This window comes from Ruegeria sp. BI11, assembly GCF_056538005.1.
The window spans coordinates 63,470-88,399 of record NZ_JBQFSM010000007.1 but is presented as its reverse complement, the minus strand read 5'-3'; the positions used below and the strand labels follow the sequence as shown (position 1 = coordinate 88,399).

23 protein-coding genes are annotated in these 24,930 nt (G+C 57.6%); 10 read left to right on the top strand and 13 right to left on the bottom strand.

Translation table 11 applies throughout. From position 1 onward, the window contains the following. Window positions 1-58: 58 nt before the first annotated feature. The 6 genes from ACR0DT_RS15750 to ACR0DT_RS15725 form a co-directional block, all read right to left on the bottom strand. Entirely contained in the window at window positions 59-1,057 is a 999-nt protein-coding gene (locus ACR0DT_RS15750; protein ID WP_480711670.1) for a sterol desaturase family protein, read from the bottom strand. A 62-nt stretch (window positions 1,058-1,119) separates the two neighbouring features. After that, entirely contained in the window at window positions 1,120-2,520 is a 1,401-nt protein-coding gene (locus tag ACR0DT_RS15745; RefSeq protein ID WP_480711669.1) for a DUF4856 domain-containing protein, read from the bottom strand. A 118-nt stretch (window positions 2,521-2,638) separates the two neighbouring features. Beyond that, complete coding sequence (locus ACR0DT_RS15740; RefSeq protein ID WP_480711668.1) at window positions 2,639-3,409, bottom strand: heme ABC transporter ATP-binding protein; 771 nt, start codon at window positions 3,407-3,409, stop codon at window positions 2,639-2,641. A gap of 3 nt (window positions 3,410-3,412) precedes the next feature. Beyond that, a complete protein-coding gene (locus ACR0DT_RS15735; RefSeq protein ID WP_480711667.1) occupies window positions 3,413-4,477 on the bottom strand; it encodes a FecCD family ABC transporter permease in 1,065 nt (354 codons plus the stop codon). Continuing rightward, window positions 4,470-5,321 (bottom strand): heme/hemin ABC transporter substrate-binding protein, encoded by an 852-nt coding sequence (locus tag ACR0DT_RS15730; protein WP_480711666.1) that lies wholly within the window; start codon window positions 5,319-5,321, stop codon window positions 4,470-4,472. The genes ACR0DT_RS15735 and ACR0DT_RS15730 overlap by 8 nt, the downstream gene beginning before the upstream one ends. Further along, window positions 5,318-6,364: a hemin-degrading factor gene (locus ACR0DT_RS15725; protein ID WP_480711665.1), complete on the bottom strand. Its 1,047-nt coding sequence runs from the start codon at window positions 6,362-6,364 to the stop codon at window positions 5,318-5,320. The genes ACR0DT_RS15730 and ACR0DT_RS15725 overlap by 4 nt, the downstream gene beginning before the upstream one ends. A gap of 315 nt (window positions 6,365-6,679) precedes the next feature. On the opposite strand from ACR0DT_RS15725, the gene ACR0DT_RS15720 reads away from it, so the two are divergent. The 5 genes from ACR0DT_RS15720 (at window position 6,680) to ACR0DT_RS15700 (ending at window position 11,338) form a co-directional block, all read left to right on the top strand. Further along, window positions 6,680-8,734, top strand: coding sequence for a TonB-dependent receptor (locus ACR0DT_RS15720; RefSeq protein ID WP_480711664.1), 2,055 nt, complete (start codon window positions 6,680-6,682; stop codon window positions 8,732-8,734). A 146-nt stretch (window positions 8,735-8,880) separates the two neighbouring features. Next, window positions 8,881-9,762 (top strand): MotA/TolQ/ExbB proton channel family protein, encoded by an 882-nt coding sequence (locus tag ACR0DT_RS15715; protein WP_480711663.1) that lies wholly within the window; start codon window positions 8,881-8,883, stop codon window positions 9,760-9,762. 4 nt (window positions 9,763-9,766) lie between these two features. Beyond that, on the top strand, window positions 9,767-10,138 hold the full coding sequence (locus ACR0DT_RS15710) for an ExbD/TolR family protein (RefSeq protein WP_480711662.1): 372 nt from the start codon (window positions 9,767-9,769) through the stop codon (window positions 10,136-10,138). A gap of 4 nt (window positions 10,139-10,142) precedes the next feature. After that, window positions 10,143-10,526 (top strand): ExbD/TolR family protein, encoded by a 384-nt coding sequence (locus tag ACR0DT_RS15705; RefSeq protein ID WP_480711661.1) that lies wholly within the window; start codon window positions 10,143-10,145, stop codon window positions 10,524-10,526. Continuing rightward, complete coding sequence (locus ACR0DT_RS15700) at window positions 10,523-11,338, top strand: energy transducer TonB (protein WP_480711660.1); 816 nt, start codon at window positions 10,523-10,525, stop codon at window positions 11,336-11,338. The genes ACR0DT_RS15705 and ACR0DT_RS15700 overlap by 4 nt, the downstream gene beginning before the upstream one ends. Window positions 11,339-11,426: 88 nt before the next feature. On the opposite strand, the gene trhA is transcribed toward ACR0DT_RS15700, so the two are convergent. The 5 genes from trhA to ACR0DT_RS15675 form a co-directional block, all read right to left on the bottom strand. Continuing rightward, window positions 11,427-12,095 (bottom strand): PAQR family membrane homeostasis protein TrhA, encoded by a 669-nt coding sequence (gene trhA, locus ACR0DT_RS15695; RefSeq protein ID WP_480711659.1) that lies wholly within the window; start codon window positions 12,093-12,095, stop codon window positions 11,427-11,429. 37 nt (window positions 12,096-12,132) lie between these two features. Next, window positions 12,133-14,478, bottom strand: coding sequence for a fatty acid cis/trans isomerase (locus ACR0DT_RS15690; RefSeq protein ID WP_480711658.1), 2,346 nt, complete (start codon window positions 14,476-14,478; stop codon window positions 12,133-12,135). A gap of 69 nt (window positions 14,479-14,547) precedes the next feature. Further along, on the bottom strand, window positions 14,548-15,627 hold the full coding sequence (gene cysK / locus ACR0DT_RS15685) for a cysteine synthase A (protein ID WP_480711657.1): 1,080 nt from the start codon (window positions 15,625-15,627) through the stop codon (window positions 14,548-14,550). Window positions 15,628-15,707: 80 nt separating this feature from the next. Beyond that, complete coding sequence (locus ACR0DT_RS15680) at window positions 15,708-17,768, bottom strand: FAD-binding oxidoreductase (protein WP_480711656.1); 2,061 nt, start codon at window positions 17,766-17,768, stop codon at window positions 15,708-15,710. Between the two features lie 64 nt (window positions 17,769-17,832). Next, the gene (locus ACR0DT_RS15675) at window positions 17,833-18,456 is read right to left on the bottom strand and encodes a glutathione S-transferase family protein (RefSeq protein ID WP_480711655.1); all 624 of its coding nucleotides are present in this window, start codon (window positions 18,454-18,456) and stop codon (window positions 17,833-17,835) included. Window positions 18,457-18,580: 124 nt separating this feature from the next. Between ACR0DT_RS15675 and ACR0DT_RS15670 the strand changes: the two genes are divergently transcribed. The 5 genes from ACR0DT_RS15670 to ACR0DT_RS15650 all read left to right on the top strand — a co-directional run bounded on the left by ACR0DT_RS15670 (window position 18,581) and on the right by ACR0DT_RS15650 (window position 22,262). After that, the gene (locus ACR0DT_RS15670; RefSeq protein ID WP_480711654.1) at window positions 18,581-19,468 is read left to right on the top strand and encodes a LysR family transcriptional regulator; all 888 of its coding nucleotides are present in this window, start codon (window positions 18,581-18,583) and stop codon (window positions 19,466-19,468) included. A 118-nt stretch (window positions 19,469-19,586) separates the two neighbouring features. Further along, window positions 19,587-20,207: a glutathione S-transferase family protein gene (locus ACR0DT_RS15665; protein ID WP_480711653.1), complete on the top strand. Its 621-nt coding sequence runs from the start codon at window positions 19,587-19,589 to the stop codon at window positions 20,205-20,207. Window positions 20,208-20,245: 38 nt separating this feature from the next. Beyond that, complete coding sequence (locus ACR0DT_RS15660; RefSeq protein ID WP_480711652.1) at window positions 20,246-20,914, top strand: cupin domain-containing protein; 669 nt, start codon at window positions 20,246-20,248, stop codon at window positions 20,912-20,914. A gap of 115 nt (window positions 20,915-21,029) precedes the next feature. Continuing rightward, window positions 21,030-21,593: a TetR/AcrR family transcriptional regulator gene (locus tag ACR0DT_RS15655; RefSeq protein ID WP_480711651.1), complete on the top strand. Its 564-nt coding sequence runs from the start codon at window positions 21,030-21,032 to the stop codon at window positions 21,591-21,593. Between the two features lie 147 nt (window positions 21,594-21,740). Next, entirely contained in the window at window positions 21,741-22,262 is a 522-nt protein-coding gene (locus tag ACR0DT_RS15650; RefSeq protein ID WP_480711650.1) for a hypothetical protein, read from the top strand. Window positions 22,263-22,343: 81 nt separating this feature from the next. On the opposite strand, the gene ACR0DT_RS15645 is transcribed toward ACR0DT_RS15650, so the two are convergent. Next, window positions 22,344-23,861: an ABC transporter permease gene (locus tag ACR0DT_RS15645; RefSeq protein WP_480711649.1), complete on the bottom strand. Its 1,518-nt coding sequence runs from the start codon at window positions 23,859-23,861 to the stop codon at window positions 22,344-22,346. A 10-nt stretch (window positions 23,862-23,871) separates the two neighbouring features. Beyond that, window positions 23,872-24,921 carry a quaternary amine ABC transporter ATP-binding protein gene (locus ACR0DT_RS15640; RefSeq protein ID WP_480711648.1) on the bottom strand — a complete coding sequence of 350 codons (1,050 nt, stop codon included), beginning with the start codon at window positions 24,919-24,921 and terminating at the stop codon, window positions 23,872-23,874. Between the last annotated feature and the right edge of the window lie 9 nt (window positions 24,922-24,930).

Sequence of the window (24,930 nt, the reverse complement as noted above, 5' to 3'; positions counted from 1 at the left end):
CCAAACCGCGCGTCTGATCACGCTGGTCCGCCCAAGGAAAATTAAGCTTTGTGCGAAATTACGCGACGGGGTCGCGCTGTGATTTGGAAGTACGAAGAACGCGCTTCAACTTCCTGCCCCGTCGGCGCAGGATATTGGCAATATCCCGGAAGGGGCGGAAATATATATCGATCAGATTCGAGGCGTGGGCCTCGGAGGGTTTCAAGCCGAATGTCAGGCTCCGGTCTTTTTCCGACAGGTGCAGCGACCCGAATAGCCAATCCCAGATCGCAAAGGCGACGCCAAAGTTCTTGTCATGATGTTCGCGCGCAATCGAATGATGCACCTGATGCTGCGCCGGGGAAATCAGAACATGCTCAAGCCAACGCCAATACCGGATCGAAACATGCGAGTGCCTTAGATTCGACCCCGTCACATGAAAGACGAAGGACATCACATTCACGCCCAACACGGTGTACAGATCAACTGCGCTGCCGAAAAAAAACAGAAACGTCGCCATCACCGTACCCTGAGCAACCGCGCCGCGCAGCCCGTACAGAATCCCCTCAAGCGGATGCGTGCGGTAGACCGTAATTGGCGTCATCGTCTCGGCAGAATGGTGGGTCTTGTGGATGGCCCACAGCACCGGCCAACGGTGCATCCAGCGATGAACAAGGTATTTCGTATAATCGTCCACGACAAAAATGGTCGCGGTGAACAGCGCCACGATCACACTCTTGGACGTATCTGCAAACACTCCGCGCTGCAGGAAATCCACGTCATGCAGCGCGTAATACAGCGCCGTTGCAATCGCCAGTTGTGACACCAGCAGCGGTGAGATGAACAAAGTAAAGACGCGGTTGATTACGAAAATTTTGTAATCCGCCTTGGCAGAAGGCGAGAACAGAATCTTACGGTCAAACACTTTGCTAAGAGCTGCCCGGATCGAGGACCGGCGTATAGCCACCAGCCAAACCAGCGCAATCAGGATCGTAAGAAAAAGGTACCCAACGAAGATACGCTTCTTTGGGTTGGAAAAATCAGCAAAGACCGCGCCTATGTGATCCAGAAGTTCCAAGGGGTCTCTTTCAGCATGATGCCCGGCGGTCAGGGAACCGCCGAGCTTGGATCAGATGACCCTTAGTCGTTTTCAGCCGACGCGTTTTCACCCAACTTTTCAGCCAGCGCCGCCAGATCAGCGGTTGCGTCATTCGCACGGCTTTCGATGCCGAATTTGTCAATCAGTAGCTGCTGAACTTTCAGCATGTTGACCTGATAGTCGTCCAGCGTCATGTCGCGACCGCGCACAAAATTACCATCCGCATCGACATCAGACACCATCTTGCCATCGGGCATTGCCGGGCCGAAGCCGATCAGCCAGTTCAGATCAATCGCGGTGGCGCCCAGATTGTTCTTGCCCGACTGCAGCGCCATCGAGAAGCCTTTCAGCTCACCCCAATGCTTGACGTAGTTGCGCAGCGCTTTGTCAACGTCCTCGCCAGATTTCAGCTTGTAGATATCCTTGTAAACCGAACCGGTATATTTGAACGTGGCTTCAGCCAGAGTCTTTTCCCAGTTGGTCTCGATGATATCGGCATAGTTCTTCAGCTCGGCTCGCTGCTCGTCAGTCAGAGCTTCGCCATTGGCCGAGGCGATCAGCGCACGACCGTCGCGGAAAGCGTTGAAAATCGTGCTCATGTACTGGGTGTTTTTGTTGCCACCTTTGTCCGCACCAGCTGCATAATAGGCCGGACCAAAGACCATTTCCGTCTTCAGATCGATCACACCGTCACCGTTGGCATCCGCAGCTGCCGAATCTTTTTGCTTGGACACGCCATAGTTCTGATCGGGCGACAGGCTGTTCGAGTGCGCTGCGGCACCGAAATAACCGAACGCCTCATCCCAGGAATGTTCCTTTCCGGTGTAATGCGCACCTTCTTTGTAAGGCTTGTCGTTAGGCTTGTTGTCGGCGTCCAGCTTCTCGTCCAGATAGTTGTCGACCGCCTGGTTATACGCCATCGCACCCAACGTGAATTTCGAGATAAGCTGACCCCAATCCATGCCGTTTACCGGATCATAGCCTTGCTCGGACGCCGCAGCCATCTTGATCATCTGCAGGGCCACGTCGACACCAGACTGGTTGCCCGGCCACGCTGGCATTGCGCCGTTATAGAATTTGCCCGAAATGTTCTTGCCCTTGGAGATCTCATTCACGGTCGATTGCTTCACCGGGAAGCCATCCTTTGAAGTCGGCGCGATGATTTCCAGATCTTCTTCGGAACCGTTGAAATACGCCAGCATCAGCGCCTCGACCGCTGCCGCATTGTTGCCGCCGTCGCCTTTGGCTGCGGCTTTCTTCAGGCTGTCGTGCAGCACGTGACGCGCGATCTGACCGGAATAGGAAACCGAGTTGGTTTTGTCGCCATCATAGCCTTTTACGGTGACCGGGAACGGGCCATAGGCCTGATCAGCAACCGCAGCGCCGCCAATCAACGTCACGGCAACAAGCGCCGAGGTGAATTTGAAAGTGGATTTCAACATGGGGGTCCTCGTTCTATCCGACTGTTTTCATCAGGTATTTGTTTCCGACTCTTTTAGTCGATTACTAGTACAGCTCGTCAACCCCCAAATTGCTTATTTCTTTTCCATTGGTTCGCACTCAAAACGCCGCAACCTGAGGCAAAAGGAAAACGCCGGTTTCAGGGGCACGGTTTACTGCGATGTGACAGCCATATGCCTGACTGAGAACCTCGTCGTACAAGGTATTCTGTGGTGCGCCCTGGCTTAGGATTTTACCGCCGGACAGAAGCAACACATTGTCAGCACACATAGCTGTCAGATTCAGATCGTGCATGACCATCACCACGCCCCCGCCGCTGGCCGCGAAATCCTGTACGATCTGCATCACCTGCAACTGGTGGCCGATATCCAGGCTTGCGACGGGTTCATCCAGAAATAGCCAGCGCGCACCTGATGGTCCGGTCGGTTGCCAAACCTGCACCAAAACGCGGGCCAGTTGTACGCGCTGCTGTTCACCCCCCGACAATTCCTGATAGAAACGACCTTCGAAACCACCCAACCCGACACGCGCCAGCGCGCGCAGTGCGATCTGATCATCCTTATCCATGCGCATTCGTCCCATGCGGACAATTTCCAGAACAGTAAAGGGAAAGCTCATCGGCGTTGCTTGCGGTAAGACAGCTCGGAAATCGGCCAACTTAGCAGCGTTGGTCTGCGCGACATCCCGACCATTCAAAGTGACAGCGCCATCATGACCCTGATCGCCGGTCAGAGCGGCCAGCAAGGTGGATTTACCCGCCCCGGACGGGCCGACAACAGCGGTCACCTGTCCGGACGACGCCGAAAAAAACAGATTATTCAGGATGGTGCGACGCCCCAGCCGCACACTCAGGTCAGAGACAATCAACATGGTCTATAGATCCACAATTCCCCGTTGCCTCAGCAAGATCCACAAAAAGAACGGCGCGCCGATCACTGCGGTGACAATGCCGATGGGCAGTTCTGACGGTGCGATGATCATCCGGCTGATCAGATCGGCCAGCACCAGAAGCGCTGCACCGAGTAATGCGGAATTGATCAACAGGTACTTGTGGTCGGGCCCCGAGGCCAACCGCAGCAAATGCGGCACCACAATACCGACAAAGCCGATTCCGCCGCTGACGGCTACGGCGGCACCGGTCGCAGCCGCGACGATAAGAATGGCGCAGGTCTTAAGGTGCTGCACGCGGATGCCGATATGCCCGGCAGCGGCTTCGCCCAAAGCCAGACCGTTCAACCCCTGCGCCAGAAATGGCGACAGCACTAACGGAATCAGGATCAGCGGCCCGGCGACTGAGATCTTACTCCAACTGCTGCCCGCCAGAGACCCCATGGACCAAAAGGTGAAATCCCGCAGCTGCGCGTCATCTGCCGTATAAACGAGGATACCTGTCAAGGCCATCGCCAGCGCGGTCAGTGCAATCCCGGCCAGAAGCATTGTCGCGACCGAGGTTCGGCCGCGCCGTGTTGCCACCCGGTACAACAACAAGGTGGTGATCCACGCGCCAAGAAACGCGGCGATGGGAACAAGCCATGTCGCCAGCCCTTCGACGAAGGTCAAAGCCCCGCCCAGCACAATCGCGCTGACCGCCCCCAGGCTGGCCCCGGCGCTGACACCGACGATGCCCGGATCAGCCAGCGGATTGCGAAACAAGCCCTGCAGCACCGCGCCCGATACGGCCAGCGCCGCCCCCACAAGACAGCCCATGACAACACGTGGCGCACGGATGTCCAGCAGCACCACCCTGTCGCGCAAGGACAGCTCTTGACCCTTCGCCAGATCAAGCAAAGCCTGCCACAGCGACGTACCCGCCGAACCGGTGGCAAGCCCTGTCAGCACAGCTACGCACAGAGCAGCAATCAGGACCCAGCTTAGCCGACGCGCCGTAACGCTCCGGTCACCGGCGATTGCAACCCCGTCGGCGGTCCAGTCAGCCATTGGTGTCACGTAATCCAGCCACCAGATCGGTGATGGCCTGCCCGGTACGAACCGAAAAACCCAACAGCAGCATACCGTCCATCCGCAGCAATTCGGCGTTCTGGCCCGCCGGAGTGGCCGCAATCGCGGGATGACTCAGGACCTCGTCATCCGTCAGGGACATCTGTCGTCCACCGCCCATCAACAGGATGACATCGGGGGCCGCAGTGAGGATTGCCTCATCCCCCAGTGGTTTGTAACCTTGAAAGCCCTCAACCGCATTTGTGGCTCCGGCCAGTTCAATGATGCCCTGCGCCGCCGTATCCTGCCCGGCAGCCAGAACACGTCCGCCCTGCATGGCCAGCACAAACAGAACGCGCTGATCGGCAAGTTCGTTATCTGCCGTCGCGATATCGATGGCGCCACCAACGCGCTGCGCCAACGCTTCGCCCTCGCTGGGAACGTCCAGCGCCGCTGCCACGGCTTTGATCTTGGCCACAACCGCCGCGCGGTCATGGCCCATCGGGATACTGACCAAAGGGATGTGGCTTTCGGCCAGAACCTCCAATGTTTCCGGCGGGCCTGCGCCTTCTTCCGCCAGAATCAGATCTGGACTGACCGAAAGCAGTCCTTCAGCGGATAGGCGGCGGACATAACCAACATTGGGCAGCTCAACGACCTGCGGAGGATGGTTCGACGTGCTGTCACGCGCCACCAGACGGTGTTCTTGCCCCAACGCATAGATGATCTCGGTGATCGACCCCCCGGCCGAAACGATACGCTGTGCCGGGTCGGCATGCAGGCTGACTGCAGAAGCCAGCACGACCAGAACAGCCAATTTTAGCTTTGTGGTCAGACGGGTCATGCCGGCACCTCTTCGGGTCGTTCTTCCAGGGTCGCGACCAGATCGTTCCAGATCGCAGCCGACTCCGGCTCGGCCAGCACGCCGAAGATTTGCAGGATAAGCGCGCCCTGCGCGTCAAACGCCTCGACCGAGATCGCGTCCCCGCGCTTGGTGGATTTCGTGGCCTGCCAAACCTCGGCAATGTGGTCCGCGCGCAGATGCAGGTTAAAGCCGGGGTCGAGGACGTTCAGCCAAGGGCCCATCTGTTTGACCTCTTTGACGGGACCCGTGTGAATTTCGATGCACCCCTGATTGCCAACAAACACCATGATCGGCAGGCCGGTTTCCGCAGCCCGATGCAAAACGGTGTCCACAGCCGTGGTTGCTAGAGGCCGCACATAAGGCGCCCCGGCCATGCGATAAGCGCCCAACCGGTTGAGTTTAAGCTTGCGAACCATCTGTAGGAATTGATGAGTATCCGTAATCTCATCCCACCCGACGCGCAGGCGATCTGTTTTCTCGGGGTCGACCCTGGCAGGCTCAACGGCCGCACGGGACTCAACCGTCAGGGTTTCAGACTGGTCAGGCAGTTTCAGCGCTTCAATCACCGCATCCCATTCTTCGACCACCGAGGTGTCACGCAGAAAGATCTTATGAACCGCATCGCCTGCGGCATCAAAAATCTGTAGCGACAGGCGTTCCGAATCGTCCTCAAGCGACTTCGATACAGCGAACCCGTGAACCCAATGACGCGGGAACATGCGCAGATCTATTTCGTGATTTGCGATCAGCCCCGCATGAGAGCCACCCCGGTAATCATCATATATCCCCACCTTCTCGATCACGCAGCTTTCGTTGCGGGTCAACGCCATGACTTCACCCAACCGGTTCACCAGGGGCATCAGCTGATCCATGTCGGGGTTGATGCGAACGACACCGTGGCCGATATGCGCAGCCGCCAGCTGTGCCTCGGTGATGCCGAGACTATCCGCCAGGTCACGTTCACGCAGTTTGGGGTTTTCCAACCGCGCAGCACGAATCTCAGAAGGGCTTGGATGGGTCATGGTCGTCTCCAGAATGGGTTCGAAACGCATTTGGCTAGGACCGAGACGACCGGGCTGCGCGCTGTTTTGGCTTTCTTTGACCTTGTCCTAAGCGGTCATGGCTGTGGCATCAAGAGCACTCAGTAATTTTCTGACAAAATTACTATGGTATTGACGAATCTAATCCGCTAATGACCCGGCCTCATGGACCAAAGCGCGCGACAACCTACGCCAAGGCCCACGCAAACACCCAGCATATCGCGAGGTAGCATCTGAATTTCGCCTGTTTCAGGCGGGTGCACCTTTGACTGCACGACACACATACTGGGGGTTTCAATGGAATCAGCATTAAAGCGGTCTACCGCAGGCCTGGCACTGACCAGCGCCGTTCTGGCGGCAACACCGCTATGGGCGCAGGAACAAGAAGACGACATCATCCAACTTGATGACATCATTGTCACCGGCACCGGGCTTCCAACCGAGGTTTTCAACAGCCCAGCCTCGGTCACCGTTGTCGATGCCGGTGAAATCCGTGAAATCCCTCCGGCCTCGGTCGCCAACCTTCTTTCGGACGTGCCCGGCGTACAGGTTTCCGAGAATGATTTGGATCGCATCCGCATCCGTGGTGAGGATTCGCAGCGGGTTGCCATCCTGCTGGACGGTCAGCGCCTGTCGGATCACAACCGCTATGGCACACCGCTGCTGGTGTCGCCCACTGATATCGAGCGCATCGAAATCGTGCGCGGCCCGTCATCCGTTGTGTCCGGGAACCGAGCCATCGGTGGTGTCGTGAACATCATCACAAAACGCGGCGCCGACAAACCGGTCGAGGTTTCGGGCACCGCCGGCTACATCGGGGCCAATGACGGTTATCGCGCAGCAGCCAGCATCGCCGGTTCGGTCAACAATTTTGACTATCGTCTATCATACTCCAAACTGAATCTGAACGACCGCGAAACACCGGACGGGGATCTGGTCCCTTCGAGCAGCGAAGAAGACGGCGTGCTCGGTTTTGTAGGTTACCGTTTCGGCAGCAGCTATGTTGGCCTGCGCGCGCAGGATTTCGATGCCTCGACCGAAGTGTTTACCGGCAGCCCCGACGCCCAGATCAACTTGCCCAAACGCGACCTGCGCAAATACAGCGCGTTCTACGAAGGCGAGGACCTGACCCCCTGGACGTCGATGCTGAAGTTCAGCGCCTATACGCAAAAAGTCGATCGCGTGTTCGAAAGCGAATTTATCAGCAGCGGCGGGCCTGTTACGACAATTGTCAACGCGGGTTCGGATGATGAACAAACGACCAGTGGGTTTGTGGCAACCGCCAATTTCGAATTTGCTCCCGGTCACCGCTCGGTGGTGGGGCTTGAGTATGACGATGACCAGCTAGAAACAGCCAAGACCTCAGATATTACGATCATTCCACCGTTTGGCCCGCCATCGCAGATCAGCGTTCCTTCGTTCACGGATGCGGAAATTCGCACGGCCAGTATATTCGGACAGCACGAAGCAACCTTCGGCGACTTTGTCGCCACTGTCGGGGCCCGCTACTATAACGTCGAAAGCGACCTGAATGAGCGTACCGTCAACGGATTTCCGCTGCCCGATGCCAGCAACAGCGATGACCGCTGGTTGGGCTCGGTCGGGTTGGTTTACAACCTGTCGGACGACACCATCCTGCGGGCCAATATCTCGCAAGGTTATACATTCCCCTCCCTGTCCGAATTGTACCTATCCACCTCGGCTGGTGGTCAGGTCATCAATGGCAACCCAAACCTGAAACCCGAGACCGCGACAAACTATGAAGTCGGTGCGCGGGTGGATCGCGGGAACCTCGTTCTGGATACGGCCATCTTCTACACCGAGGCCAAAGACTACATCACGACCGTAGCCGATCCGGCCAATGCGACCGAGCTGATCTATGACAACGTCGACAGCGCCGACAGCTGGGGCTTTGAGATCGCGGCTGAGGTTGATCCCGGCTGGGGCGGTATTCGCCCCTATGTCATCCTGTCGAATGTCACTCGAGAGTTCACCTATTCCAACGGGTTCAGAACCAAAGACAGCGGCACGCCGGAATGGACGGGCACACTCGGTTTGCGCTCTGACTGGCAGACCGCCAGCCTGACTGGCACCTGGGATGTGTTCCTTCGGGGCGAAAGTTCAGCCGACTTGCGGGATGAGAACGGCAACATCGTCGACACGGGAACGCCCACTGGCACTAACCCGACTGCAGGTTGGACCACGCTCAACTTCCGCGGCAGCATGGACCTGACCGAGAATGCACTGCTGACGCTCGAGCTCAACAACATCCTCGACAAGTCCTACCGCGCCAACGATCAGATTCCGGCAGCGGGACGCAACATCAACCTGTTTGTCACTGCAACGTTCTGATCCGCGAAACACCGGGGGCCGCGGGTTTGCCTGCGGCCTTCCAGAATGGCCAGACCGGCACCGCCGTATTGCAATGACTTAGGCAGTCCCGCGCTCTTTCCGGCAGGTTGCGGCGCCCGGTTCACCCTTGCACAGTGGAGGTTTTCATGCTTTCCCGATTGATCCTGGTTATGACTCTGGCAGCCGCACCTTTGGCAGTTGCTTCGCAAGAACCGCAGTCACCTGACGTACCGGTGACGAGTGGTGCCATTTCACAAACAGCAACCGACACTTCACTGGAGCCAACATTCGCTACGGACGAGCAGATTGGGCCAGTGCTGGCGAACGTGGCTGAACCAAGCGAACCATTGCCTCAACAGAGCTCGGCTTTGAGAACCGCTCAGGACTCTACCGCCAAAGCGGCTAAATTCCTTCGCAACGGCGGGCCTTCGATCTGGGTAATCGCGGCGCTGTCGGTGGTAACCATGGCCTTGATCCTGTGGAAAATCTGGCGGCTGGCCCTGATCGGAGCGTGGTCGGAAGGCAAGGCCGGGCAGGCCGTGGAGTTATTCGAAACGGGAGATGCCAACGCCGCCATTGCCACGATTCAGCGCCGTAGGGGAATACGATCAAAGATCGTGGAACATGCAATCCGATCCATTCGCACCCTGCCCGAGGACCGCGCCCGCGAGGACGTCTCGCGCGTGGCAAGACGTGAGATCGCCGCCGCTGGTAGCGGCCTTCGCGCGCTGGAATTGATTGCCACAATTGCTCCCTTACTAGGTCTATTGGGCACTGTTCTTGGGATGATCGCGGCGTTCCAGGCTTTGCAGCAATCGGGGAACCAAGCCGATCCCGCCCTTTTGGCGGGTGGCATTTGGGAGGCATTGCTGACCACCGCAGCAGGCATGGCCGTTGCGATCCCAGCCTCGGCCGCGCTGACGTGGTTCGAGGCTGTGATCGACCGCATCCGCCGCGATGTCGAAGACGCTGCGACCCGCATTTTCGTTTCTGGCAAGCCGGACCATCTGAAACTGGCGGCAGAGTAGCCCAATGCAATTCACACCGCCTGCAAATCCCAGACGCAAGCCCAGCCTAACGCCGATGATCGACGTGGTGTTCCTGTTGCTGGTGTTTTTTATGCTGGCTTCCCGGTTTGATATGGACTCGATCCTGCCGCTGCCGCTGACCTCAGCAGGTGGGGAATACATCGGCCCGCCGCGACTGATCGACGTTCTTTCCGACCGGGAATTGCTGAACGGCAAAGCAAGCGCGGATTTAGTCGGCGACCTTGCGCCGCTAATGCAGGCCCCAACGGACATGGTGATCCTGCGCGGAAAGGATGGTGCAACATTGCAGCGGATTGTCACCGTCACCGAAACCCTGCGCGAGGCTGGGTATACCTCGGTCGTTCTGGTGGAGTAGCGCGATGGATTTTTCGAGCCCGCGCAACAATCCGCGACCTGAATCCATCGTACCGATGATCAATGTGGTGTTTTTGCTGCTGATCTTTTTCCTGATGACCTCGAACCTAGCCACACCAGAACCGTTCGAGGTCGATCCGCCAAACTCAACATCTCACACCCATTCCCAAGTCGAGCGGGTACTCTATGTCGACAAAACCGGCCATATGTCTTTTGAAAAGGATAAAGGTGAGGCCGCACTGACAGCTTTGGCCACGATCAGCGGAACCGACAGCGTCATCCAGATCCGCGCCGATGCCCAACTTGAGGCCAATGTGATGGCCAGAGTGCTGAACGATCTTGCGCTGTCCGGTCTGAATAGGGTCGAACTTGTGGTAGCCCGGAAATGACACGCTGGATCGAGGCCTTGGTTTTTGTGGCACTGGCAACAGCCCTGCACCTGGCCGCCTTTGCCAACCAATCAAAATCCGGTGTTGTTGCGGGTGGCAACGGCGGAGAGAATGTTGCATCGATAAAGGCCGCAACATCCACAGTGGCCGAGATGGTAAAAGTTTGGGAGGACCCGCCCGTCACACAAACTCAACCGCTACCAATTCTGAAAGCCCCAAACACCTCAAGCGGCCCAGCCTCGCCGACACTGACAATCGAGCAAGCCCCCCGGGCACAGATGGCAATTGCATTAGCTCAGTCCTCACAGGATAAGCCGCCGGTGGCCGACACCACACCGCCCCCTGTTGCCGCGCCGAAAGAAAAGGCAATACGCGATCCAGAACAGGCACAGAACGAACCCAAGGACGAAAGCCAGAAAGCCAAAGTAACATCGGCGAGTATCAACAAGCACGTTGCTGCAGGTTCGGGCGGTGGAATGCAGGCCGGGGCGGGATCGGCAGAAGTCAACGCCGGGTCCTCTGGGAAGGAGACAAAACTGAGAGTGCTTTGGGGTGCGAAGGTCCGCGCCCGTATCGAGCGCAACAAGCGCTCGTTGCGCGGCACGGATGGTGGCAGCGCGACGATCAGCCTAAACGTTTCGCGCGACGGGCGCTTGCTGTCGCACAGTCTGGTGCAATCCTCGGGGAATTCGGTGTTGGATCAGGCCGCGCTTAATACCGTTGCCCGCACGAAGCGCGTTCCCAAGGTACCCAAGGGACTGCCGGGCGACAGCTTTCGCTTTTCCGTTCAGATCAGCTTTGAGCCGAAATAAAACTTAGGACCGTGCCATCCGATTTACCCTGCGGACTGACAGTGGACGCTCATTGTGGTGTGCAAAGGGTATCGGTTGAGGGCGTTGGTCAAGAAAACGGGAGTGGCTCCAACAGAATTCGAACGGAGATCGCCATGAAAAACAGTGCGCTGCCGGTCAGAACAAACACGTGCCAGATTGTGTTGTGAAACGGCATTTGTTCTAAAAGATAGAAAGCGACACCAACAGTATAAACGACACCGCCCGCCATCATTAGCCAAACAATCGTCGGGTGCAACTCGGCCAGCATGGATTGTCCGGCCCAAATGATTGCCCATCCCATCATCAAATACAGACACAGACCAAACCACCGGAAACGGCTAGGGTCGATCAATTTTAAAGCCGACCCCAGTGTCGCCGAAGACCACAACCCGATTAGCAGTCCCGGCGCCTGACCGCCCGATAGCAAAACGAAGGGCGTGTAGGTCCCAGCAATCTTGACGTAGATACCCGAGTGATCGAGACGGCGCAGAAGATCGGACCACCTGTCATTTTCGACCATGTTGTACAGGGCAGAAAACGTTAGCATTAGCACCAGGGTCACGCCGTAGACTGAAACGCCCAAAACAGCCTCTGGCTCAGGTCGGTGCTGGACGGTGATCGTGATCAGAACCGGCACGGCGACAAGGGCTGCGGCCACGCCCAAAACGTGCACAACCCCATCACTGATACGCTCGGCACGGGTATAGGCCGGTCGGATGTCTGCAAATGACCACATAATTCAAATTTAGGGGCCGGATCGCAACCGGACAAGCTTAGGTGGGGTCATCCCCCGGCTTGGGGTCTTTGTACCGGTTTAGATCGAACACACCTGCCTGAACCGGTTTCTGGTCCAGAAACATCTCGTAAATCCGGTCGCTGAGTGCCCAGAATTCAGGGCTTGTCCGGCGCACACCATATTCTGCCACCACGGCCATGTAATCGTTTTGCGATCTGACGGATTTCAGCGCGGTTATGAAAGGGGACAGCTGGTCCTGCCGGATGTGAAAGTAGAAGTTCGGGTAACTGCCGATTAGACCCGGTAGAATTGTGACTTTGTCCTCGACCATATTTCGACGCGCCTTTTCATCAAACAGGAAGGCGACGTTATAGTGCGCTTTGTCATGGGCCAGAGTGAAAAGCTCTGTCCCGTCGCTTTGTTCAACCACCAGAACGGACAGATCGGGCAGGTATTTCACCCAATCACCGGTCTGATCCGCCAGATCGCGCAGAGCCGGGCCCGACTGGTCCGAGAGACAGTCGCCACCCGAACATCGGTTGATCGGGTCCGTGGTGGCCCACAGTCCATTGCCGCGTTCAAGCAGAGTCAAAAGAAACTCTTGCTTAGGTGTAGCGGTTTCAAAGGTAACACCAGTGGGAAAATTTCTGTCGACATGTCGGCGGTGCCAATAAGTGTGCCATTCTGCCAGCGCACCCTGATACCAGCTTTTGTGCATCTGTGACCGGACTTCCTTGGGCATGAAAAACAGAAACGTATCCTCACTCTCCATCCGCAGCTCATCCATATATAAACGTGTGGTCAGCTGATGTTCGACCCGGCCGAAAACGTCGTAGCCCGCCACAAGGTCATAGTAGATGCGCTCGAACACCGGGAAATCAATGACCCACGCGGTTTTGGGAATGCCGCCGTGAAACCCGGTCATGGCCGAGGCATTGTCGAAATGGCGGAATACGGTGATCAACGCGTTTGGGTTGGTGCCATCACCGTCCCAGATCGAACTGTAGTCAAACCCAGTCTGGTATACCTGAGCATCCTTGTATCGCGCGTCTCTGAACTCAAGATACCGAATCTGGTTCCTGTGCGAGAATCCAGGCAATGATCCCAGCGCACCAGCATCAGCCTCGGACACGGGTAGTTCCAGATAGGCTGCCCCGCTTTCCAGAAAACTGGGATCCGTGACCGACAAATCCGCGTCCGGATCAAGGAAACTGACCCAGAACCGGTCCTCGATCACATCAACAGCGGTCTCACCATGGCAGACAGGACCGCGGATGAAGCTGCGGACAAAAAACAACGCGTCGTCCAACAGAAACTGATAACGGCTATTGGCGGGCATTTGCATGTAGGTACTGAACGGATTTCCACCCTCGGCGTCGCCATAGGCGGGCAATTTGGACAGGGTCCAATCAGGGTCCAGAAACAGCTGCCGATAGCGCGCCATGCGATCCGGCCCGAGAGTATAGACCAGATGTTCCTTATGCACGATCGTCTCGGTAATCGGCTGCAAGCGATAGTAGAACGCGCCCGACCCTGGATCGTCGAACGGTCGCCGCGAGGCGATAATGTCGATGGCCTCACCCGGCGCGGTGGTCGAACGGACAAGCTGGAAGAACCGCCTTGGGTCATCACTCTGAAAGTGGAGACGGGCCAGGAACAGGTGTTCGTACAGATAGCGGCTCATTAACTGGCTGCGCGGGTCATTTGAGTTCAGGAACACCTCCCACTGCGTGATCTGATCCTGAACCTCTGTAGGAATGTCGGGTGCAACAGATGGCCGTGGCGCTGCACTGCCTGCCCAGGCCATGAGGGTCTGATATTCCCCATCCGCAAGGGGAGCTGTGCCATAGGGCATACCCGCAAGTGCATGATCGCGGCTGAACTGGTCGAATTCATCTGATGTTGGACAGACCAGAGGGCGATCCAGCGCCATACCCAGCGCATCCGGTAGCGGCGCGTTTTCCGGCATCGGTTTTTCGCGCCCAAGTTCAAGATAACGCTCAAGCAGGCCAGGAGTATCGGCCTGTTCCGGATCGCTGGTCACCGTATGAAACCCCAGCGCGCGCCACTCGGGGACAGTTTGTGCATCGATCCCCAGCCGAGTGGGTTGGGCATCCGTCAGACGCTCAGTATGGTAGACCGCCTGTTTGCTGGCCCCGCGCAGAACGCCCTCGGGTGAGGTAAGTTTCAACTGACAGGGCGCATCATAGCAGCTGTGGCAAACAACACAGCGGCGGTCCATGATCGTTTTCACATCGGCCCAACTCCGCTCTTGCGCAACAGGGGTGGCCGCGTCCTGCGCCCGCGCCTCAAAGGCGCAAATGCCGATGATGAACACAGCCAGCACCATTACAGTTTGCAGCGGCAATAGACCTTTTTGCATCGGCGCTCCCCCGTAACCTGCCAATATCATTGCAGTTACGAGGGGCGTTAGGCAAGGTAGGCCTTGGCGTCAGCCGATATGATACCCCGGTGTCGAGCGTGAGATCCCGGCCTCTTCTTCTGTCATCTCAACCGGGAAATCGTCAAACAGGGGCGTGCTCAGATACCGCTCACCCGTGTCGGGCAGCATGCAGAGAACCGATGCACCAGGCTCGGCCCGTTCGGCGATCTGCATCGCAACGGCGAAAGTCGCACCACCGGAAATACCGGTCAGGATGCCCTCCTGGCTGGCCAGCTTTTGCGCCCATTCAACACCTGCTGGGCCTGCTACAGGGATCAGCTCATCGAAATAACTGTTGTCGATGGATTCCTGTAAAACTGCGGGGATGAAATCCGGGGTCCAGCCTTGAATCACGTGCGGCTCGAAAGCCGGGTGGCTGGAAACGGGGTCGCTGTCTTTGCCACGTTCGGTCGCGACACCACTGCCCACCAGCTGCGCATTGGCAGGTTCAGTGAGGATGATTTTTGTATCGGGACTCTCAGCGCGCAAGACACGCGACACGCCGGTGACAGTCCCACCAGTGCCGTAGCCAGTCACAAAATAATCCAGTCGGTCACCATTGAAATCACCTAGAATTTCCCGCGCTGTTGTTGCGGCGTGGATCTCGGCATTGGCCTGGGTTTCGAACTGACGGGCCAGAAACCAGCCATGTTCCTCGGCCAGTTCGGCGGCCTTGCGGTACATGCCAAAGCCTTTTTCTGCCTTTGGCGTCAGCACAACCTTGGCCCCCAGCATGCGCATCAACCGGCGACGCTCGGTCGAAAAGCTTTCGGCCATGGTCACCACCAGCGGATAACCCTTTTGCGCGCAGACCATCGCCAGACCGATGCCAGTGTTGCCGCTGGTGGCCTCGACAACCGTTTGGCCGGGCTTCAAGGCACCGCTGCGTTCGGCCGCCTCGATGATGTTGACGGCAAGACGATCCTTGACTGATCCGGCGGGGTTAAAAGCCTCGAACTTGACGAACAGGTTGACGCCCTCGGGCCGCAGATTGTTGATGCGGATCGTGGGGGTATTCCCAATCGTGTCGAGCACGCTGTCAAAGATACGGCCATTGCCCGATGTGGTTCTGAGTTTGGCGTCGGTCATTGGAATTCCTTACATGAATGCGGGTGATATCTGGCCTTTTTACCCGGCGCTCATGACAATGTCCCGAAAACCTTTGTGCCTCAGAGGTCGAGCACCACCGTGTCTGACCCATTGGCGGGCACGGCACAGCATATCAGCACCTCGTCTTCTGAATGCTCGGCCGTTGGTTCTGTGCGATAGGCAACATCACCGGCGATCTTGCGAGTCAGGCAGCTGCCGCACGATCCTGACCGGCAGGAAAAGGTTGGTGTCAAACCCTGCGCCTCGGCCACGTCCAGCAAGGTCGGATCACCTTTTACCCATTGCGCCTCTTGATTGCTGGCTTTGAATTCTACCTTGGCTGCTTCGGCTTCGGGCTGAGGCTGGAATACGATGGCGGTCCCGTCGGTGCGCCGGGTCAACGCAGCCGGTCCAAAAGCCTCGGCAAAAATGCGGTCATCCCGCACGCCGAGATCACGCAGCATGTCATAAATCGCCTGCGTAAAGGGTGCCGGGCCACAAAGATAGAAATCGTAATCATCCAGCGCCAGCGTTTCGCGGATCAGCGCGGGCGTGATGTAGCCCTTAGCGTCAAAATCCACCCCCTCGCGAGTGCCTTGCTCGGGCTGTGAAACAACCGAGACATACCGGATTTTGCCACTACTGTTGGTTGCGGCGTGTTGCAAGTCAGCGTGAAAGGCGCGTTGTGCGACGGTTTGAGCCGCGTGGAATATTGTCAGATTGCGGGTGTGGCGGGTCCGCAGGCCTTCGTTCATCACATGTCGGGTCATCGACATCATCGGTGTGATGCCGACCCCGCCCGCAAACAGCACAGCCGGGCGGGTCTCGGCGGCGTCCAGAAAGAACTGACCTTTCGGAGCTTTGACCTCGACCAGATCGCCAACGGAGAACGTGTCGTGTAAATGGTTCGACACCATGCCACCCGGTTCGCGTTTGACGGAAATCCGGTATCCCGCCTGGCCGGGCGCCGAGGAAACCGTATAAGTCCGCGTTGCCGGAGCCGCACCTTCGGGGCTTACGCGCAGTGTCAGGAACTGGCCCGCCTCAAACGGCAACAGAGGCAAATCATCCGTAGCCTCAAACGTGAAAGACCTTATTACGTCGCTTTCATCCTGAATCGCAGCCACGCGGAGGGATCGCCACTGACGGCGCAGCGCTTCGGCCTCTTGTCTGGCTTCAACAGTCTGCCAGTCATCCGCCATCAGGCTGTTGGGCGAAAACTCAAGAAATTCAGCCCGAAACGGCAGTGCGTCGTAAATTCTCAAACCGTGGTCCAGATGAAACCACCAACCTCGGCTGGCCCCATGGAACGCAGCGATATCGGGGTGATCTTCGGACAACACCTCGACCGTTCCGGTCAGCATCAGCACATCGCCGGTCTGATAGTCCGGGAACAACAGGCCTGCCCGTGGATTCACCAGAAAATTGCCCAGCGTATTGAAGAAATTATTACCTGCAAAATCCGGCACAAGCAGGCTATTGCCCTTTACCTGAACAAACCCTGACCGACCGCCCCGGTGCGAGACATCAACACCGTTGTGGTCTGGAGTATTGGCGTGGCTGGCGACATAGAACGAATTGGCTGTCGCGATCATGTCCTGGGCCTGCGCGTCCAACTCAAGGAACCGGTCGCTTGGGCGGCGGTTAACAGTGGCCTCAGGTTCTCGGACAAAAGTAACATCATGGGTCTGGATGTATTGCGGGCAATTCCCGAAGGACTGCACCACGTCTAGTGAGAAACCGCCGTCTTTGATCCGGCCCACAGTGGCATTCATGCGATTACGGCGACGCGTAGACAGCTCGACCCCGACAACGCCGATGGGTGCGCCGGGCTGCAGCGCATCATTCAGCGGATCTTCGGCCAGCGGCTGAACATCAATATCAAGCCGACGGTCATGTGGTGATTGGATAAAACCCGGTCGACCCGAGATCATAGACGCCCACGGCCAACCTTCGGCATCGACGCTGCCCACGACAAGGGAAGGCAGCTTATTAAAGAACTCACGATGCTGATCGGGCATGTACGGGCGGATGTAGTTCCGGCCCACTGCTTCCATCTTATCCCGCTTGCCGATGCGGGATTGCATATCCCGTTCGCCTGCGTGGAAAGGCGATGTATCTGAAGCGGTCGGAGTATTCATGGCAGGCCTCATAAGTCAGGGGCGTGGTGGCCAGCAACGTGTTCGCAGCTGGCCGGTGGGCGAGTTAAGCCGCGTTCAGGCCAACCGCGGTGCGGGGCATTGGGACAAAGCCGTCCAGCGCCTCGATATTGGCCAGCAGGCGGCGCACGTTTGTGTAAGGCTCCAGCGAAACGTCACCTTCGGGCGCGTGTGCGGTATAGCTGTAGATGGCGACATCCGCGATGGTCGGGGCATCCCCAACCAGCCACTCGCGGCCTTCGAGATGGGCGTCCAGCTTGGTCAGAACCTTGGCTGCAGTGGCGTGTGTGAAATCCTTGTCCAGCGGCGCATTGAAGACGTTGATCAGGCGCGCTGCGGCGGGGCCAAAGGCAATCTCACCCGCGGCGAGGGTTAGGAATTTCTGCACCTCGGCCTCGCGCACCGGGTCTGTCGGCAGGTAGGACGGCGCGTATTTACGGGCCAGATAGACCAGAATGGCATTGCTGTCGCTGACAATTACATCGCCGTCCTCAAGAACCGGCACCTGACCCGCAGGGTTTATCGTCAGAAACGGCTCGCGCTTGTGTTCACCGCCCGCCAGGTCCACATCAATGACCTCATGATTGATACCGGCAAGGCTTGCAAACAAGCAGGCACGATGGGCGTGGCCAGACAGGGGGAAGCTGTGAATTCGGATCGCGTTGGACATCTGATAGCTCTTTCTTTGATTGATGGGTTCGGCTGAGGGTCAGCGTCTGTGCACTAACCTAGTTTGCTTTTCAGGGGGCGATAATGTATCCATCTGGTGAATAACTATGAACGCTATGTAGACAATGGACACAGTTCAGGGCATGCGAGCCTTTGCAGCGGTGGCGGCACATTCGTCATTCACCGAAGGCGCAAAACAGATCGGCATCAGCACCAAACTGGCCAGCAAATATGTCGGCCAGCTTGAAGATCGCCTGAACGCGCAACTGTTCAACCGCACCACCCGCAGCGTTACCCTGACCGACACCGGACGAGCCTACTACGAACGCTGCCTGCCCCTGTTGGAGCAGTTCGATGAGTTGGAGGGACTGGTCCAACAACGCCAGACCGAGCTGGCCGGACGCATACGGATCACCGCGCCAACCGGTTTCGGGTCGGCCGAACTGATCTATTTGTTGAAACCATTCCAGTCCGAACATCCGAAGGTTTCGATCGAACTGCACCTTTCCGATCATCACGTCTCGATGGTCGAAGAGGGATATGATCTTGCCATTCGGTTCGGCGCCTTGAAGGATTCGAACCTTGTGGCGCGCAAATTGACGGATATGCGGATCGTCTGCTGCGTGTCGCCTGACTACCTAGCGCAATACGGCACCCCGCAAGAGCCCGCCGCGTTATCCACCCACAATTGCCTGCTGCAGACCACAGGCAACACGGTTGACCATTGGGCCTTCAAAGGGGCGAACGGAGAATACTCGGTTCCGGTTTCCGGAAATTTCCGCGCAAATTCTCCGCGCGCCGTGGCGCATATGGCAGCGGATGGGTTGGGGATCGGGCGCTTTCCTCTGTACACAGCGCGGCCCTTTCTGGATTCGGGACGCTTGCAGCTGCTGTTTGAAGCGCAAGAGGCGGTTTCGGTGGGACTCTATGCTGCTTACCCCCAAAACCGACACCTGACCGCGCGGATACGTGCACTCATCGACCATCTAGTGAAGCAGCTGCGAGGGGCTTGAAAGCAACCTCTGACGCGGCACTGCGAGTCACTAGAAGAAAGACAAAATCACGGTTGCAATTTTACCTACCTATTGATAGGTAGTTTACATCAACAACACCATCAAAGGAATCACACCTATGAAAATCCACGACGTCGAAGGGTTTCCTAACCCGACCCGCATCCGCATTGCGCTGGCTGAAAAAGGTGCCTCGGACAAAGTTGAATTCATCCCAGTGGACGTGATGGGCGGCGAGCACCGCACCCCTGAGTTCAAAGCCAAAAACCCTGACGCCGCAGTTCCCTGCCTGGAGCTTCCCGATGGAACACATATCGCGCAGTGCAACGCGATCACCGAATATATTGATGCGACATTCGACGGCCCGTCGCTGACTGGGGAAACTGCGAAGGAACGCGCGCAAATCTCGATGATGAACCTGCGGGCGGAAAACGGTTTGCTTAACGCGGTCGGAACTTACTTCCATCATGCGACCCCGGGTCTGGGACCGGATCTTGAAACCTATCAATGCGCCGAATGGGGTCAGAAACAGAAAGAAGTGGCTGGGCAAACCATGACTTATCTGGATTCAGTTTTGGCCGAGAATGAATATCTGGCTGGCGACACTTTCTCGATGGCAGACATCACGGCCTTCGCCGGGTTGGCCTTTGCCGACTTCGCCAAGGTCGACATCCCAGAAAACCTGACCCATCTAAAGGCATGGCGTGCAAAAATGGCAGCGCGCCCGTCCATCGCTGCCTAAATTGGCCCCTGCCACTGAAGTCGAAAGGAATTCTGTCAATGGAACTCAACTCGGACTTTTCTTCCCGTGTCGTCGTTCACTCTGATCAGCTTGAGTGGCAGGCCTCGCCCATGAAGGGTGTGGACCGGCGTATGCTGGACCGGATCGGTGGAGAGGTCGCCCGCGCCACCACCATCGTACGTTACGCACCGGGCAGCAAATTCTCAGCTCACACGCACACGGGTGGTGAGGAATTCATCGTTCTCGATGGCGTGTTTCAGGACGAGCACGGCGATTTCCCCGCTGGAACCTATGTGCGCAATCCTCCGACCTCGACGCATACACCTGGCTCGGAACCCGGCTGCACCATATTCGTCAAGCTCTGGCAGTTCGATATGGATGACCGTACCCAATTTCGCAAAACCATGACGGATGAATTGGCCGCCCCTGTAAATGGCGTGGCCTCTGCCACCCTGCACAGGGATGACCGGGAGATTGTCACCTACAACCACCTTGATCCGGGTGCAGTGTTCAATTCTTACGCCGCTGGCGGCATTGAGCTTTTGGTAATTGACGGATCCATCACAACCGGTGGTGACGTTCTGAATAAAGACGGTTGGCTGCGCTTGCCCGAAGGTCAGCCCCTGTCGGCCGTTGCAGGGCCCAACGGGGCAAAAATCTGGATGAAAACCGGGCATTTGCTGTTTGCGCAAGCCCCGGCGGTCTAGCGCAGGGCGCTCAATTCCTCTGGCATTTTGCGGGGAGGGCCGGTACAGCACTGAAGGTGTTGAAGGCAGGGGAACACCCCTGCCTTTGGCTGACTCGGAAAGGGATTGAACGCAGATGGCGACCGATACCAAAACCGCTTTGCTGGATGTTGCCGAACACGCCGCTCGTGCGCGCGGGTTCGACGGGTTCAGCTATGCCGATCTGGCTGATGCGGTGGGTATTCGCAAAGCCTCGATCCATTATCACTTTCCCACCAAGGCAGTCCTGTCCGCCGCGTTGATGGACCGCTACCACTCGGTGTTTGAGGCCGAATGCCAGAAAGCCGAGGCCGCGTGTGATACCGGATCACAGCGTTTGCTGGCCTTGATCCAGCTTTACCGGAATGCGCTCAACGATGGCAAAACCCTGTGCCTGTGCGTTTCGCTGATCAGCAGCCTGGAAAGCCTGTCAGACGAAGTCATTGAAAAGATCAAGGCCTTCCGTTCGATGATGGTCGGGCGGATCGAAGCGATCTTTAAACTGGGCCAGCGGGACAAGTCGATCGCAGGCGTGACCAACCCCGCAGCCGAGGCGCGCGCCACCCTGGCCGTACTGGAAGGCGCGCTTTTGACCGCCCGCGCCGAACAAGATGTGCAGGCATTCGATGCGGCCGTCGATGTAATGAAATCTCGCTGCTAAGGCGTACCGCGCGCGGTAGTTTGCTGGCCATCCGATTACGAATGTTTCAGAATCCCGCGCTTTGTCACCTGTGCGTGAAAGCTCTTTCAATGCGTTGAATTCAACGGTCGCTTCACAATCTAAGAGGCACAAAGCAACGCAAACTAAATGAAAGGTCACCCCATGGCGATGTCAGAAAGCGCACACTCTTCGGCGGGTCTTTTCCCGCGTTTCAACATCCCGCTCGTGGGAATGATGTTCATTTCAGGTTTCTTCGCATCCAATGCGTTTGACCTGTGGGGGCAAATGATCAGCCCGGCTTTGGGGTTTGCCAATCTTTCTCCGCACGGGCTGGCGCGTAGCCTGTTGGGCACTTTCGGCCTGCCCAACGGCGATTTCGCCGGGTATTTCGTTCATTTCTATCTGGTTGGCCTGATCGGATACCCAATCGGCTGGCTCTACGTCTTCAACCCGCTCTGGACGACAGTTTTCAAAGGCCGCCACATCTTTTTGGGCTCCGCGGTCTACGGCTTTGGGCTTTGGGTTTTCGCGATCGGCGGTATCACAGCCATTGCCGGGTTGCCGTTCTTCCTGAATTTCACCGGCATAACCTGGGTCGCGCTGGTTGGACACGTGCTATACGGCATCGTGCTGGTGTGGGTCATGCGCCTGATCGAACGCTGGTCTTAAAAGCTCAAGCCGTCCAGTCGAAAAGCCCAAAAAGTGGGCGCGCGAGATATCATCCCGCGCGCCACGACAAATCGGAAGGCTCTACTTCTTACCGGCCACGATCCGATCCAGGATGAGCGCGCAGAACAGGATCGCCAAACCGGCCAGAATGCCTTGACCTGCGGCCGCATATTGCAGCGCTTCCAACACGTCCTCCCCCAGACCCTTGGCGCCGATCAGCGAAGCAACAACTACCATGGCCAGCGACATCAGGATGGTCTGGTTTACGCCTGCCATGATGGTCTTATGCGCCAAAGGCAAATCAACTCGCCACAGCAAGTATCGCGGCGTGGCCCCAAAGGCGAGCGCAGCCTCGCGCACCGTTTCCGGCACCTGTTGCAAGCCCAGAACGGTAAAACGGATCACCGGCGGGCTGCCGAAAATCATGGTGGCCACGACGCCGGCTGGTTTGCCTGATCCGATGAAGGCCACCACCGGAATCAGATAGACGAAGGACGGCATTGACTGCATGAAGTCCAGAATGGGTCTCACGATGGCAAAGGCACGCGGGCGACGGGCGCAGTAGATGCCCAGCGGGATGCCTAGCGTGATCGAAATCAGCGCCGCCGCGCCCAGCAGGGCAATTGTGGTCATGGCCTTTTCCCAGAAATCCAGCAGCCCAAGATAGGCCAGCGCCGCACCAGTGAAGATCGCGACACGTGCTCCTGCCGACAGGTAAGCCAGCATAACGATCACCAGAGCCACCACGGGCCAGGGTGTGTCGACCAGCACCACCTCGATCCAGTCCAGCAGGGTCCGCATGCCATAGGTCAACCCGTCAAAGAAACCGCGCCCTGCAGTCTTGGTCCATTCAAAGACCGCCTGTACCCCGTCGCCCACATTCAACCGCCAGTCGCGATTGGTCGGGAAGGTTTTCAGCACCGCAAAGGCATCGGGCTGCGCAAATTTAATCATTGAGAGTACGACGACAACGCCGGTCAACGCAGTGGCCACGACCATCCGGGAGGTCGACCAGCCATTTGCAACACTGGTGTCTGAGCGCCAGCGCGCAAACTGTCCTTCAAGCGTCCAGTTGGCCAGCGATGCGGCCAAAAACTTAACCGCCAGCAGCAGGACAATCCCCACCACCAAGTAAGTAACGCCGGTGGAATCTGCGCTGCGCGCGGCTTCTTGCGCGCCGACCAAAGCACCCTCAAGCGATTCCGCAGCACGTTTCAGTGACTCCAGCGTGGCAGAACCGGATTGTTCGGCGGCGGCAATCTGTTGGCGGCGCAGTTCCAGCGTCTGTTCGATCTGGGCCGCGCGCTCACGGAATTCCCGCCCAAGGTCACCGAACAACCCCAGACCGATTTGGATATAGGCTAGCGTTTCCAGCACCAGAAAGCCCAGAAACCACGACCACAGCCCACGCGCACCGAACCAGATCGGCCCCAGGAGCGCCGCAGCCTTGTTCAGAGTGAACCGATAGCCGGGTGCCTGCATCATATAGGCAAAGGTTTTCTGATAGTAACCCTGCCCCTGCCCTACGAAATCGGCTATCAACCCGTTCAGCCGGTCAGCGGTTTCCGGTTGGATCTGTTGCACATCAACATGTTTCATATCAGTCCCCTTATGCCTGGCTGTCCTGAATGGCGCGGATCAGACCCGCGCGGTTGATCACGCCCACTGTCTTGCCGTTCTGCGTCACCGCCACCACGCCATGCCCGTCAACGCACAGCGTCATCAGATCGGACAGATCCATATCCGGATGTGCCTCTTTCGCGTCATCGGGCACCTCGCCGTGATGCGCCTGATACTCATCCACTGGCTTCATCACCGCATGGGCGAAGATCATGTTGAGCTTTGAGATTCCGGCAACAAAATCTGCGACATAGTCGTCGGCTGGGTTCAGAATGATCTCCTCTGGCGTGCCAATCTGCACGATGCGCCCGTCTTTCATAATGGCGATGCGGTGTCCGATGCGAATGGCCTCGTCCAGATCGTGGGTGATGAACATCGTCGTTTTATTCAGCTTGTGGCTGAGGTCCATGAACTGATCCTGCAACTGTTTGCGGATCAGCGGGTCAAGGGCCGAGAATGGCTCGTCCATCAACAGGATTTCCGGATCGGCGGCGATGGCGCGGGCAAGACCCACACGCTGCTGCATACCGCCCGAAAGCTCATGGGCGTATTTGTCTTCCCAACCGTTCAGCTCGACCAGTTCCAAAACCCGGTCCGCCTCTTCCCAGCGGCGGGCCTTGCCGGTGCCACGTATTTCCAGCGGCATCGCCACGTTATCGCGCACGGTGCGATGGGGCATCAGGCCGAAGTTCTGGAACACCATGGCAACACGCCGGTTGCGCAAGTCTCGCAACCCTTCGTCATTCAGGCCCATTACGTCATCGCCATCCAGATAGATATGGCCATCCGTTGGCTCGAGCAGTCGGTTCACATGACGCACAAGGGTCGACTTGCCAGAGCCCGACAGACCCATAACGCAGAACAGTTCCCCGCGCTCAATCTCGAAACTGGCATCGGCCACACCAACAACACAGTTGAACCGGTCCAGTACTTCGGCCTTGCTCAGCCCTTCGCTGTGGATGGCTTTCAAAGCCTCCTGCGAGCGCGCGCCGAACACTTTCCACACGCCTTTTGCGTCAATTGCGATATCCGCTGTCATACTGGCCCC